Source organism: Luteibacter sp. P4_D7_3, from assembly GCF_056401735.1.
The window spans coordinates 1-12088 of record NZ_JBFUIT010000105.1; the positions used below are offsets into that span (position 1 = coordinate 1).

General features: G+C 62.3%; 14 protein-coding genes and 1 tRNA gene. 5 read left to right on the forward strand and 10 right to left on the reverse strand.

The window, feature by feature from the left end; all coding sequences use genetic code 11:
• Window positions 1-54: 54 nt before the first annotated feature.
• From pstC to phoU, 4 genes are all read left to right on the forward strand, one after another.
• Complete coding sequence (gene pstC / locus AC1DSN_RS11315; protein WP_063571066.1) at window positions 55-1086, forward strand: phosphate ABC transporter permease subunit PstC; 1032 nt, start codon at window positions 55-57, stop codon at window positions 1084-1086.
• On the forward strand, window positions 1086-1955 hold the full coding sequence (gene pstA, locus AC1DSN_RS11320; protein ID WP_063571067.1) for a phosphate ABC transporter permease PstA: 870 nt from the start codon (window positions 1086-1088) through the stop codon (window positions 1953-1955). Before pstC ends, pstA begins: the two co-directional genes overlap by 1 nt.
• A gap of 82 nt (window positions 1956-2037) precedes the next feature.
• Window positions 2038-2781: a phosphate ABC transporter ATP-binding protein PstB gene (gene pstB / locus AC1DSN_RS11325; protein ID WP_231873861.1), complete on the forward strand. Its 744-nt coding sequence runs from the start codon at window positions 2038-2040 to the stop codon at window positions 2779-2781.
• Between the two features lie 20 nt (window positions 2782-2801).
• Window positions 2802-3509, forward strand: a complete 708-nt coding sequence (phoU, locus tag AC1DSN_RS11330) for a phosphate signaling complex protein PhoU (protein ID WP_477330727.1) — start codon at window positions 2802-2804, stop codon at window positions 3507-3509.
• A gap of 126 nt (window positions 3510-3635) precedes the next feature.
• Here the strand turns inward: phoU and sugE are convergent, their stop codons facing one another.
• From sugE to rnr, 4 genes are all read right to left on the reverse strand, one after another.
• Window positions 3636-3950 (reverse strand): quaternary ammonium compound efflux SMR transporter SugE, encoded by a 315-nt coding sequence (gene sugE, locus AC1DSN_RS11335; RefSeq protein ID WP_063571070.1) that lies wholly within the window; start codon window positions 3948-3950, stop codon window positions 3636-3638.
• Between the two features lie 138 nt (window positions 3951-4088).
• Entirely contained in the window at window positions 4089-4373 is a 285-nt protein-coding gene (locus AC1DSN_RS11340; RefSeq protein ID WP_477330729.1) for a CBU_0592 family membrane protein, read from the reverse strand.
• Window positions 4370-5116, reverse strand: a complete 747-nt coding sequence (gene rlmB / locus AC1DSN_RS11345; protein WP_063571072.1) for a 23S rRNA (guanosine(2251)-2'-O)-methyltransferase RlmB — start codon at window positions 5114-5116, stop codon at window positions 4370-4372. Before rlmB ends, AC1DSN_RS11340 begins: the two co-directional genes overlap by 4 nt.
• Window positions 5113-7902 (reverse strand): ribonuclease R, encoded by a 2790-nt coding sequence (gene rnr / locus AC1DSN_RS11350; protein WP_477330731.1) that lies wholly within the window; start codon window positions 7900-7902, stop codon window positions 5113-5115. The genes rlmB and rnr overlap by 4 nt, the downstream gene beginning before the upstream one ends.
• Before the next feature lie 120 nt (window positions 7903-8022).
• Between rnr and AC1DSN_RS11355 the strand changes: the two genes are divergently transcribed.
• Window positions 8023-8107: transfer RNA gene (locus AC1DSN_RS11355), tRNA-Leu, on the forward strand.
• An 80-nt stretch (window positions 8108-8187) separates the two neighbouring features.
• Here the strand turns inward: AC1DSN_RS11355 and AC1DSN_RS11360 are convergent.
• From AC1DSN_RS11360 to AC1DSN_RS11385, 6 genes are all read right to left on the reverse strand, one after another.
• Window positions 8188-8496: a toxin-antitoxin system YwqK family antitoxin gene (locus AC1DSN_RS11360; RefSeq protein ID WP_477330733.1), complete on the reverse strand. Its 309-nt coding sequence runs from the start codon at window positions 8494-8496 to the stop codon at window positions 8188-8190.
• Window positions 8497-8664: 168 nt separating this feature from the next.
• Entirely contained in the window at window positions 8665-9306 is a 642-nt protein-coding gene (locus AC1DSN_RS11365; protein WP_477330735.1) for a dihydrofolate reductase family protein, read from the reverse strand.
• The gene (locus AC1DSN_RS11370) at window positions 9299-9982 is read right to left on the reverse strand and encodes an aspartate/glutamate racemase family protein (protein WP_477299022.1); all 684 of its coding nucleotides are present in this window, start codon (window positions 9980-9982) and stop codon (window positions 9299-9301) included. Before AC1DSN_RS11370 ends, AC1DSN_RS11365 begins: the two co-directional genes overlap by 8 nt.
• Window positions 9983-10077: 95 nt before the next feature.
• Window positions 10078-10326 (reverse strand): hypothetical protein, encoded by a 249-nt coding sequence (locus tag AC1DSN_RS11375; protein ID WP_477299023.1) that lies wholly within the window; start codon window positions 10324-10326, stop codon window positions 10078-10080.
• 611 nt (window positions 10327-10937) lie between these two features.
• Window positions 10938-11378: a hypothetical protein gene (locus AC1DSN_RS11380; RefSeq protein WP_477330737.1), complete on the reverse strand. Its 441-nt coding sequence runs from the start codon at window positions 11376-11378 to the stop codon at window positions 10938-10940.
• Window positions 11379-11412: 34 nt separating this feature from the next.
• A partial coding sequence (locus AC1DSN_RS11385; protein ID WP_477330739.1) for a hypothetical protein occupies window positions 11413-12088 on the reverse strand: 676 nt, incomplete at its 5' end.

The window sequence follows — 12088 nt, forward strand, 5'->3', positions numbered from 1 at the left end:
CCCCAGGGAGCGGCGACCCACACTTTTGCATAGGCCCGGGGAAACGCACTCATCATGCATGCGACCGTCAGCAGCAACGCTCCTACCACCGCGCGTGCGGAGGAAGCGGCGCGCAACGCGAGGGATACGCGCAACGACCGCCTGTTCGGAGGGCTGCTCAAGACCTGCGCCCTGATCGTCCTGGTGTCACTGGTCGGCGCGGCGGCGTCCACCCTGTGGCTGGGTCGTGATGCGTTCGCCACCTTCGGCTGGGGCTTCCTGACCAGCTCTGCCTGGGACCCGACCAACAACCAGTACGGCGCCCTCGTACCGGTCATGGGCACGGTGACCACCGCGCTCATCGCACTCATCTTCGCTGTGCCGGTCAGCTTCGGCATCGCCCTCTTTCTTACCGAGATCGCACCGAACTGGTTGCGCGGTCCGGTCAGTTCCGCCATCGAGCTGCTCGCCGGCATCCCGTCGATCATCTACGGCATGTGGGGCCTTTTCATTTTCGCCCCGTTCGTCGCGACGTATATCAAGCCGTGGCTGATGAACAATCTCAGCGCGGATCCGCCGGACGGCAAGATTTCCTGGCTGGTCCAGCACGTACCGTTCATCGCCAAGTTCTTCTCCAGCGAATACCCGTTCTTCGGCGCGGGCGTGCTCACGGCGGGCCTGGTGCTCGCCATCATGATCATCCCGTTCATCTCTTCGGTGATGCGTGAGGTCTTCCAGACCGTGCCCACCCGCCTGAAGGAGTCCGCCTATGCGCTGGGTTCAAGCACATGGGAAGTGGTCTGGGACATCGTCGTGCCCTACACCCGCACCGCCGTGATCGGCGGCATCTTCCTCGGTCTGGGCCGTGCGCTGGGCGAAACGATGGCCGTGGCTTTCGTTCTCGGCAACACGTTCAAGTTCACGCCGTCCATCCTCGAGACCGGCAGCTCCATCGCCTCGACCATCGCCAACCAGTTCGGTGAGGCGGAAGGCCTGCAGAAGTCGGCGCTGATGGCGATCGCCTTCCTGCTCTTYGTGGTGACCTTCATCGTGCTGACGATCGCTCGCCTCATGCTTCGCCGCCTGGCTTCGAAGGAAGGCTCCTGATGTCCGCCTCGCTCTACACCACGCGCCGCATCAAGAACATCGTCGCGATGATCCTGAGTGTCGTTGCCACCGGCATCGGCCTGCTCTTCCTGGCCTGGATCCTCTGGGAGACGCTGAGCCAGGGCATTGCCGGCCTCAAGCCCGCGCTGTTCACCAAGATCACCGCTTACCGCGAGGAAGGCGGCCTGGCCAATGCCATGGTCGGCAGCCTGATCCTCAACGTGATCGGCATCCTCATCGCCACGCCGATCGGCGTGATGGCGGGAACCTGGCTGGCCGAATATTCGCGCCGCTCGAAACTCGGTCCGACCATCCGCTTCCTCAATGACATCCTCTTGTCCGCGCCGTCGATCGTGCTGGGCCTGTTCGTCTACACCATCGTCGTGCTGCCCTCGAAGTGGCTGACCAATGGCGACGTCACCTTCTCCGGTATCGCCGGCGGTATCGCGCTGGCCCTGATCGCCCTGCCCGTTATCGTGCGCACCACCGACGAAATGCTGCGCCTGGTGCCGGGTACGCTGCGCGAGGCCGCGCTGTCGCTCGGCGTACCGCAGTGGAAGCTCACCGTGCAGATCCTGATCCGCGCCGCGCGGTCGGGTATTGTCACCGGTGTGTTGCTCGCCCTCGCCCGCATCAGTGGCGAAACGGCGCCGCTGCTGTTTACGGCGTTCGGCAACAACTTCATGACGTTCAACCCGATCGACAAGATGCCGAGCCTGCCGCAAGTCATTTACGAATACACGAAGGACCCGAGCCCGGACATCAACACCCTCGCCTGGGCCGGCGCGTTCGTCCTGACCATGTTCGTGCTGGCGCTCAGCCTCGTCGCCCGCTTTGTATTCTCGCGCTCCAAGGTGTCCCATGACTAACATGAACGAAGTCGCCTCCAAGCCGGGTTTCGGCACCTCGCCCCATGGGTCGGACGTCGATCTCGGCCAGGTGCCGGCGAAGATGACCGTGCGCGATCTCAACTTCCATTACGGCGAGTTCCACGCGCTCAAGAGCATCGCCATGGACGTGCCGGAGAAGAAGGTCACGGCCATCATCGGTCCGTCCGGCTGCGGCAAGTCCACCCTGCTGCGCATCTTCAACCGCATTTACGCTATCTACCCGAACCTGCGTGCGAGCGGCGAAATCGTGCTCGATGGCGAGAACATCCTCGACCCGAAGTACTCGCTCAACCGCCTGCGCAGCAAGGTCGGCATGGTGTTCCAGAAGCCTGTGCCGTTCCCGATGACCATCTTCGAGAACGTGGCCTACGGCATCCGCCATCACGAAAAGCTCAACCGCACGGACATGGAAGGCCGCGTGGAGCAAGCCCTGCGTGGTGCCGCGCTGTGGGACGAAGTGAAGGACAAGCTCAAGCAGAGCGCGCTCGGCCTCTCCGGTGGTCAGCAGCAGCGTCTGTGCATCGCCCGCGGGATCGCGCTGAAGCCGGAAGTGCTCCTGCTGGACGAGCCGACCTCGGCACTCGACCCGATCGCCACGAGCCGCATCGAGCAGCTGGTGGAAGAGCTGAAGAGCCAGTTCACCATCGTCATCGTCACGCACAACATGCAGCAGGCGGCGCGCTGCTCGGATATGACCGCTTTCATGTACATGGGTGAGCTGATCGAGTTCGACCGGACCGAGAAGATCTTCACCAAGCCGAACAAAAAGCAGACCGAAGACTACATCACCGGCCGTTTCGGCTAAGCCCCCCTACGAGGCATGCGATGAACACTCCGCACCAGCACATCATCAAGAGCTACGACGACGAACTGAAGCGCCTCACCGGCGAAATCGTCAAGATGGGCGAACTCGCCGTCGCCCAGCTCGAGGCCGCCATCGACGTGGTCCAGCGCCGTGACGAGCGCGCTGCCCAGCGCGTCGTCGACAACGACGAAGCCATCGACTCGCTCGAGCAGGAAATCAGCCAGGACGTCGTTCGCCTGCTGGCCCTGCGCGCACCGATCGCCGGCGATCTGCGTAGTGTGTTCGCCGCGCTGCGCATCGCCGCGGACATCGAGCGCATCGGCGACTACGCCGCCAACGTGGCGAAGCGTTCCATTCCGCTTAGCCGTGTAGCGCCGATCGCTGTCGTTGGCGGCCTCGCGAACCTTGCCGAGCTCGCCATCGAAGAGCTGCGCGACGTGCTCAAGGCTTACCACGACCAGGACGCCGAAGCCGCTTATGAAGTGTGGAAAGCAGATGCCCGCCTGGACGAGGAATACACCCTGGTCTTCCGCGCCCTGCTCACGTACATGATGGAAGACCCGCGCAATATCACGCCGTGCACGCACCTGTTGTTCATGGCGAAGAACATCGAGCGCATTGGTGACCATGCGACGAATATCGCGGAGAACGTGTGGTTCGTGGTGAACGGTGAGCCGCTGGTCGCGCCGCGGATCAAGAAGGATACGACGGCCAATCCGGAGTTTTGATCGGCCGTAAGTAGTCTAAGGGTGTCGCGAGCACCCATCGCCGCTGAAGCGGCTCCCACAAACAGCAGAAATGTGGGAGCCGATTCAAATGTGGGAGCCGATTCATCGGCGATGCTCTTGCCCGGATCAAGCCGTCAGCTTCAACCCAAGAATCCCCACCACGATCAACCCGACGCAAAGCAGCCGCAACGGCTGCGCGGACTCGCCGAACAGGATGATGCCGAGCGTCACCGCACCGACCGCGCCGATGCCGGTCCATACCGCATAAGCGGTACCCAAGGGCAACTTCTTCGTCGCATACGCCAGCAGCACGATGCTGATCAGCATGGCGGTGCCCGTAAGAACGCTGGGAATGAGCTTCGTAAAGCCCTCGGTGTATTTCAGGCCAACGGCCCAGGCGATCTCGAAGAGACCTGCCAGAACAAGCACGAACCAATACATGGTGTGGCTCCGCAGAAGCGGGGTCGTCCCCGCGGAGATACTGCGCGCCATGGGGTCGTCCCCACGGGCAGACCGGCTTTGCGCCGATCTGCCCCCATTATACTGAGGGTGTGTAACCCGCCGCTGACCCGCCGCTCTTCAGGGCAGGCTGTCGGGCGTGATCACCGCGGCCTTCCGTGCCCGCACGCCACGGACGATGCCGTAGACGCTGATCAGGAACCAGGCCATCTCCTGCAGGAAGGCAGGGAGGTTGAACATGCCGAAGATCAGCGACAGCAGGATGCCGAAAGCACCGACCAGGTTCATCACCTGGTACGTATAGCCTTGCCCCGATAGCTTGTGTGCCTGAAGCAGGAAGAACGCGATCAACACCAGCGCCACGCCGACCAGACCGGTCCAGTCATGCCAAGCCATGCTGCTCATCGCTTTGCTCCTCGCTGCCTCAGTGCCTCGAACAGAACGACGCCGGTGGCGACGGAGACATTGAGGCTCTCCATGTCACCGGGCATCGGGATCTTCGCCAGGAAGTCGCAATTTTCGCGGGTGAGACGACGCATGCCATCGCCTTCGCTGCCCATGACCAGGGCGGTAGGACCCTTGAGGTCGAGGTCGTAGATCGACTTGTCGGTGTCGCCGGCCAGACCGGTGATCCACACGCCGGCATCCTTGAGTATGCCCAGGGCACGCGCCAGATTGGTCACTGCGATCAGCGGCACCCTGTCCGCGCCGCCGGCCGAGGCGCGACGAACGGTCGGCGTGATGCCGACCGCGCGATCCTTCGGCACGACGACCGCGGTGACGTTCGCCGCCGCCGCGCTGCGCAGGCACGCACCCAGGTTGTGCGGATCGGTCACGCCATCGAGCACCAACACGAAGGCGTTCGCACCCGCTGCTTCAAGCAGCGGCAGCAAATGGGTCTCGTCGCGCAACGGCGGCGTCTGGTAGAGAGCGATGACGCCCTGATGGCGCGCTTCGCCACCGAGCTTCTCCAGCTGCTCTTTGCTCACCTGCTCAAGTACGAGGCCAAGCTTGCGCGCCATCGAGACGATTTCGTTTACACGCTCATTCTTCGACTTCTGCTCGACCAGAACCTTGCGGACGCGATCGGGGTCGTTGGTGAGAGCCGCTTCGACCGGATTGATTCCTACGATCCATGACTCACTCATGCTTCTGGCTTGCTCCTGGGTTTACGCGACCGACGCCGGGCCGATTTCTTGGCCGGTGCCGGTGTTTCCGAAGTGGCGACCGGCGCCTGYCGGGTCGACTGCTTCGTCACGGCGGTCTTCTTCGCCGCGGTTTTCTTGGTGGCGGACCGTCCCGCGGACTGTTCACCGCGTGCGGACTGTTCGCCACGGCCCGATGATTCGCCGCGGCCCGACCGGCCGCCGCGAGCGGACTGCTCCTGAGTCGGGGCCTGTGCCGAAGAACGACGACGCGGCGGCCTCGACGAGTTCTGCTCGCTCGCTGCAGGCTCGGCGGCACGACGACGCGATGCCGGCGCGGGGGCCGGAGCCTGCGCTGCCGGCGTTTCGACGGCCACCGGGGCCTTGGCTTTCTTGCCGAAGATGCTGTTCATCGCCTTTTTCGCGGCGCGACCGATGGCCTTGCCAGCCTTGGCCATACCCGAGCTCGGCGCGACCGGAGCAGCTACCTCGACCTTCGGTGCCGGCTTCGGCAACTGGGCCAGACGCGCAACCAGACGGAAGTCGATCTTGCGGTCTTCCAGGCTGGCGCGAAGCACCTGCACGCTCACGTAGTCGCCGAGGCGATACGTCGAACCCGTGCGCTCACCGGTGAGCAGGTGACGGATCGGATCGAACTTGTAATAGTCGTTCGGCAACTGCGACACGTGCACCAGACCGGATACGCGAGACGCCGACAGCTCGACGAACAGACCGAACGACGTGACGCCGGTGATGGTGCCGGCGAATTCCTCGCCAACGTGCTTCTCCATCCAGGCGCACTTGAAGCGCTCGTCCACATCGCGCTCGGCCTCTTCCGCACGACGTTCGCGCTGCGAACAATGCACGGCCATAGCCGCCATCTGCGTTTCGCTATAGACGTAATCGGCCGGTTTGCCCTTGGTCAGTGCATAGCGAATGGCGCGATGCACGAGCAGGTCGGGATAGCGACGGATCGGCGAGGTGAAGTGCGCATACGCGTCCAGCGCCAGGCCGAAGTGACCCTGGTTCTCCGGATGGTAGATCGCCATGCTCTGCGAACGCAGCAGCACCGACTGGATGAGCTCGGCCTCGGGACGGTCGTGCACGCGCTTTAGCAAGGCCGAGAAATCGGCCGGCGTGACTTCGCCCGCCGGTGGCATCTTCAGCTTGAACTCCTTGAGGAAACGCAGGAGGTCTTCGTATTTTTCGGCCGGGGGCGGTGCATGCACGCGATACAGCGCGGGGATCTTGCGCTTGGTAAGGTAGCGCGCCGCCTGCACGTTCGCGGCGATCATGCATTCTTCGATCATCTTGTGCGCGTCGTTACGATCGGACGCACCCATCGATTCGACATCACCCGCCGGACCGATGCGGAATTTCACTTCCGGCGTTTCGAAGTCGATCGCGCCGCGACGCTTACGCGCCTTGGCCATCACCTTGTACAGGCGATGCAGGGCTTCGATGTGCGGGAGCACATCGGAGATTTCCTGGCGAACATCGGCATTGCGCTCGCCCACAGCCTGCCAAACCTTGTTATAGGTCAGGCGTGCGTGCGAGAACATCACCGCGTCGTAGAACTTCGAGCGCTTGACCTCGCCTTCTTCGTCGATCTCCATGTCGCAGACCATGCACAGGCGTTCCACCTTGGGCATGAGCGAACAGATACCGTTCGAAAGGGTCTCCGGGAGCATCGGAACGACGAAGCCGGGGAAGTATGTCGAGGTGCTGCGGTTGTAGCCTTCCACGTCCAGCGGCGTACCGACCGGCACGTAGTGCGAGACGTCGGCGATGGCGACGACGAGGCGGAAGCCGCCATCCTTCAGCGGCTCGGCATAGACGGCATCGTCGAAGTCGCGAGCGTCGTCGCCATCGATGGTGACCAGCGGCAGCTTGCGCAGATCGACGCGACCCTTGCGCTCTTCGGAGGTGACCTTCGGCTCGACTTCCTCGGCTTGGCGGACGACCTGCGCCGGGAACTCATGCGGCAGGTCGTGGCTGGCGATCGCCATTTCGACCACCAGCGACGGCTGCAGGCGCTGACCGAGGACCGCGCGGATCGTGCCCATCGGACCGCGGTGCGGGGTCGGCGGATCGGTGATCTCGACGACCACGATCTCGCCGGAATTGGCACCGGACTCACGGCCCGCGGGAATCATGATGTTCTGGTGCAGGCGGCGATCATCCGGCTCGACCAGGGTCACGCCGTTTTCGATGACGACGCGCCCAACCAGGCGCGGCGAACGGCGCTCGAGCACTTCCACGATGGCGCCCTGTCGGCGGCCACGGCGATCGATACCGACCACGCTGGCGAGCACGCGGTCGCCGTGCAGCACGCTGCGCATCTGCGCGGGCGACAGGTAGAGATCTTCTTCCCCACTCTCGTCCGGGCGCAGGAAGCCGTAGCCTTCGGCATTGGCGATGACGCGGCCCGGGATCAGGCTGAGCTTCTGGGCCGGGGCGTAGTCGCCCTTGCGGTTCCGCAGGAGCTGGCCGTCGCGGACCATCGCGCCCAGGCGCTTGCCCAGGGCGTTGATCTCGTAGTCGGTGAACAGACGCAGGGCGTGGGCGATGCTCTCTTCCGAAAGCAGCTCACCGCGGTCGTCCAGCAGCGCGAGGATGGCTTCGCGGCTGGGGATCGGCTGGTCGTAAAGCGCAGCTTCCCGGTCGGCGTGGGGATCGACGACGGCGGCTGCCGACGAGTGAYTCTTGTCCAACGCCTTGCCGGGGCGGCTGGCCTTGGGTTTACGGGGACCGCGATCGGCTCCCGAACCTGAGTTTTTCTTCGTCACGTAAGGACCTTTGAAGGTGGATGCGAAATAGTTTCACATCCTGTGTGCAAAATCGTTGACAAGTTTCCCAGACCTACCTAATCTACGCGGCTCACGGGGCAGCGATGCTTCGGGACACCTGCCCAGGTGGCGGAATTGGTAGACGCACTAGTTTCAGGTACTAGCGGGTAAAACCGTGGAGGTTCGAGTCCTCTCTTGGGCACCAATTATAGACGAAGCCTCGCAGCGATGCGGGGCTTTGTTGTTTCTGGGGTTAAGGAAGCGGTGCCTGGTCCACGTTTGGCGCTATGACGGCTCTCCGGCATCGTCCGAGGGAGCGCCGTTCTGATCGAAGAACTGCCAATCGCCGATCTCTTCCCCGTCCTGATACACGCCCTGTGCCGCAAGCTGCCCATTCGGGTAATAGTCCCGCCAGTCGCCCTGCTCCACCCCGTGGACGAACATACCTTCTGACGCGACAGCGCCATTGACGTGATAGGCCTCGAAGCGGCCGTGGCGAATCCATCGGGTTCCGTCCTCCGACAGGTAGCGCGCATATCTAAAGCGAACGCGGCCGTCTTCGGACAGGATCTCCGCGATGTTCAGGTCTTCCATGTGCACTTCACCATTACTGACAATGTCGGATTCGAAACCCTGGTCATGGCTGAAACGCACAAGCTTGCGTTTAGGAATACAAACCGAAAGCATTTTCGAGGCTCGGCGAGGCAAGTCACTTGGACGCTATCGGCGCTTTAGAGTTCAGAGCCCTTTCGACGGCGCACGCTATTTCGCGAGCACGATATGCGTAGCTCGTTCCGTCGGAACATGTTCGACGGTCCGGTAACCCAGAGCGTGCAGGTCAAGGCCACTGAACAGCGCCTCCCCCTGGCCAAGCACCACGGGAGCTAAAGCGAGGTGAATCTCATCCACGTGGCCAGCCTGGATATATTGCCTCACCGTCTCCGTGCCACCACCGATCTTGATGTCCTTCGCGCCTGCCGCCTCGCGCGCCCTTTGCAGTGCGACCTCGATGCCTTCGGTGACAAAGTGAAACGTCGTCCCGCCCAGCATCTCGATGGAGGGACGCGGGTAATGCGTCAGTATGAACGTCGGCGCGTGATAAGGCGGATTGTCACCCCACCAGCCTTTCCATTCCTCGTCCGGCCACTCGCCACGAATGGGACCGAACATGTTTCGCCCGAGGATGAAGGCACCGAAACCTTCCATCGCGCGTCGGGCGAACGTGTCGTCGAGACCGGTTTCGCCATCCTTTTTTCCCTGCATCTGGCGAAACGTCCGCGTTGGGAAAAACCACTGAAAAAGTTCGGGCCCGCGCAGGCCAAGCGGGTTCTCTAAACGCTGGGATGCTCCCGCAGCGAAACCGTCCAGCGAGACGCCGAAACCTGCAACTTTTACTTTAGTCATTGGATACTCCAGCGAAATCCAAAGCGGCCTCGCAATGGATCAGGGTCGTGTCGAACACAGGCACGGATACGTTTTCCTGATTGAGCAGCATACCCACCTCGGTGCATCCCAGAATCACGCCGTCCGCACCCCGCTCGACGAGCCGGGCGGCGATGGCAATGAAGCGAGCCTCGCTCTCGCTCGTCGTGACACCGCGGCAAAGCTCTTCGTAGATGATCCGGTGTGCATCGGCACGATCGGCAGCCTCGGGAACAATGGGATCGAGTCCCGCCGCCACCAGGCGGTCAAGATAGAACGACTGCTCCATGGTGAAAGCGGTCGCGATCAGTCCGGGCCGACGTCGTTCCCTCTTCCGTACCGCTGCCGCCGTGGCGTCGGCGATGTGCAGCAGGGGGATCGAGACACCCCGCATCATCCGGTCCGCCAGCTTATGCATCGTGTTCGTGGCCAGGATAAGGAATCCGGCACCCCCGCGCTCGAGCGCCATCGCTTCCGCGTTGAGGATGTCGCCGGCCTTATCCCAGTTTCCCGCGGCCTGGAGGGCTTCGATACCCGCAAAGTCGAGCGAGCGGATGAGCAGCTCCGGCGAATGAAGGCCGCCGAGCCGCTCGCTCGTTAGCCGGCACAATTGCCGGTAATAGATTTGCGTGGAGGCGGCGGACATGCCGCCGAGCATCCCGATCGTTTTCAACGGACCGTCTCCACAAAAGCCGCTTGATGCCGAAGCGTAGCAGTGCCAGTGCGCGTCCGGCCAATACCCGCCCGTAGCGCTTACGTCCGTTGATCCAGATAAGCCAGGCCGCGCTCGCTCAGCACAAGCGGCTCTGGGCCACCCCCTTCGAGGAAATCGGTCATGCGACCGACGGGCCATCGGTCACTTGTTCCGTTCACGAATTGGATGCCGTGTTCCTCGCCGCGAAAATCGTGCCAGTAGCGGGCGACCAGTATCTTGTCTTTGTAGATACGGTATCGGTAATTCCCCAGCGAATCGCGGCTGGATTCCTGCTCGATGCTGATCACGGTCCGGCCTCCGCTGCATAGTCCTCCAACCAATGCCGTGCCACCCAGTATTCGGCTGCATAAGGGAGTAGCTGTTCCCGAGCGTCCGACAGGGTGAGGCCGAGAGCCCACTCGGTGTATCGCAGGAGGGCGGCCAGTCGCGCCTCCAAGTCCTTTCGGACCGTCGCCTCGGTAAGCCCTTCGAACGTATATCGGCCGTAAGGGAGGGCCATGAGTCGGGTCGCGTCAAACCGCCAGTCCTCCTGCGTACTTCCAGGCAGGAGTTCGGGATTGAAGACCCATGGATACTGCTCAGGGAGACCAGGCGGCGTAGCCGGAACTCGCCCTTCTTTGTCACGGAGGAACGCATGCCGAAAACAAACGCAGTGCGCCACATTTCCTGACCAGGCGAGCCGTCCGCCTCCGCGCACCCATCCGATCTGCACGCCCATGATCTCTGCGAAGAAGGCCCTTCCGCGCCGAATGAATCCCCGGCCCAGCAAAGGGGCGGACGTAACCTCGTCAAAGACACTCTCAAAAGCTGCGTTATCCAATCTTTCCCCCAAAGATCCGTCAACGGCGGTTATGGTGTCGCACATCTTTCAACTGAGGTTCGACGCCAGCCGCTACGCTCACGGGCTCCTCAGTTCGTCCAGCTTCTTCGTGTCGAAGTATTTCGTCATACCGGACATGCCCTTGGCGACATTAGGATCGATAAACAGCTCCGCGCCAGCTTGCTGCCCCAACTTCTGGAACGCCTGCTGCACCGCAATGCCACCCTCATTCTTCAGCGCSAGCTTTGCCTGGTCCTTGCATGTCACCGTCATCAGGCGAGTAAAGAGTTCGGCCATCTGTTTGTTGGCCTGATCGACCTGCGCGTCGGTCAACGTCACCAGGGATGACACCGCCGGGTGCTTCGACATGGCCACGAACATCCACCGCACCAGGACAGCGTGATCGTCCATCGTGCTCTTGCCGGAGATGCAATCGGACAGGCTGTCGGAGTAGGCACCAGCGTGTGCCGTACCGGATATCAGCAGTGCGGCCGTCAGCAATACATTCTTGATCTTCAATTCCCTTTCCCCTTTCTCTCTAACCACGTTGACTTCATACGTCCCGTGTCCGCTCCCCGGTGGGGTCAGCCTCCACGGCGGCCGCTATGGTTGCGACTTCCGCCGGTGAACGCAATGCATGCTTGTCGGCTCGCTGCCCCGGCCGCCGGTAGGTAACGGCACAGCCAGACCGCCGCTCCAGCTCCTCAATGAACAGCTTCTCGCACGGAATATCGCTGCCGATCCGATGCCGGGCACCCGATCGAAGCACGATCGTAAACACCGCTTCCTTGCCATCGAACCATCTCACCAACTCACCTATGTCTGCATAGGCGATGTAACGTCGGCATCGCCAGCCAAAACGGACTCCTGACGGTTCAAGGCGAAGAGCGAAGAACGAGCGAATCAAAAAGAACACCATGCCCGCCAACCCAAAGAGCGCCATCGGCCAGGTCTGATCCCGCTCCCTATGAAGACCGATCGCGAACGCCATTAGCGTCGCGAACGAAGCCATCGAGAAAAACAAGACGACCAACCATCTCGGCGACCTCAGTTCTCCGGTTGCCTTGAACAACGCCGCATTCTGGCTTTCGGTGCGCGAATTCCTCAGCGCAGCGTACGTGACCAAGAGCGTACAAAAAAACAGAAAAGCTATCGCCAACCCGTTCGTCATCATGTTCCCTACATTTAATCCACAGCATGCACGTGCAGCCACCGGCCCTGCTTCAGGA

What these genes read in the sequence shown, in the direction of transcription:
- AC1DSN_RS11365 (WP_477330735.1), bottom strand. Translation starts at nt 9,306, where the DNA reads ATGACTAAAGTAAAAGTTGCAGGTTTCGGCGTCTCGCTGGACGGTTTC.
- sugE (WP_063571070.1), bottom strand. Translation starts at nt 3,950, where the DNA reads ATGTATTGGTTCGTGCTTGTTCTGGCAGGTCTCTTCGAGATCGCCTGG.
- pstB (WP_231873861.1), top strand. Translation starts at nt 2,038, where the DNA reads ATGACCGTGCGCGATCTCAACTTCCATTACGGCGAGTTCCACGCGCTC.
- AC1DSN_RS11370 (WP_477299022.1), bottom strand. Translation starts at nt 9,982, where the DNA reads ATGCTCGGCGGCATGTCCGCCGCCTCCACGCAAATCTATTACCGGCAA.
- phoU (WP_477330727.1), top strand. Translation starts at nt 2,802, where the DNA reads ATGAACACTCCGCACCAGCACATCATCAAGAGCTACGACGACGAACTG.
- AC1DSN_RS11340 (WP_477330729.1), bottom strand. Translation starts at nt 4,373, where the DNA reads ATGAGCAGCATGGCTTGGCATGACTGGACCGGTCTGGTCGGCGTGGCG.
- AC1DSN_RS11360 (WP_477330733.1), bottom strand. Translation starts at nt 8,496, where the DNA reads ATGGAAGACCTGAACATCGCGGAGATCCTGTCCGAAGACGGCCGCGTT.
- rlmB (WP_063571072.1), bottom strand. Translation starts at nt 5,116, where the DNA reads ATGAGTGAGTCATGGATCGTAGGAATCAATCCGGTCGAAGCGGCTCTC.
- pstA (WP_063571067.1), top strand. Translation starts at nt 1,086, where the DNA reads ATGTCCGCCTCGCTCTACACCACGCGCCGCATCAAGAACATCGTCGCG.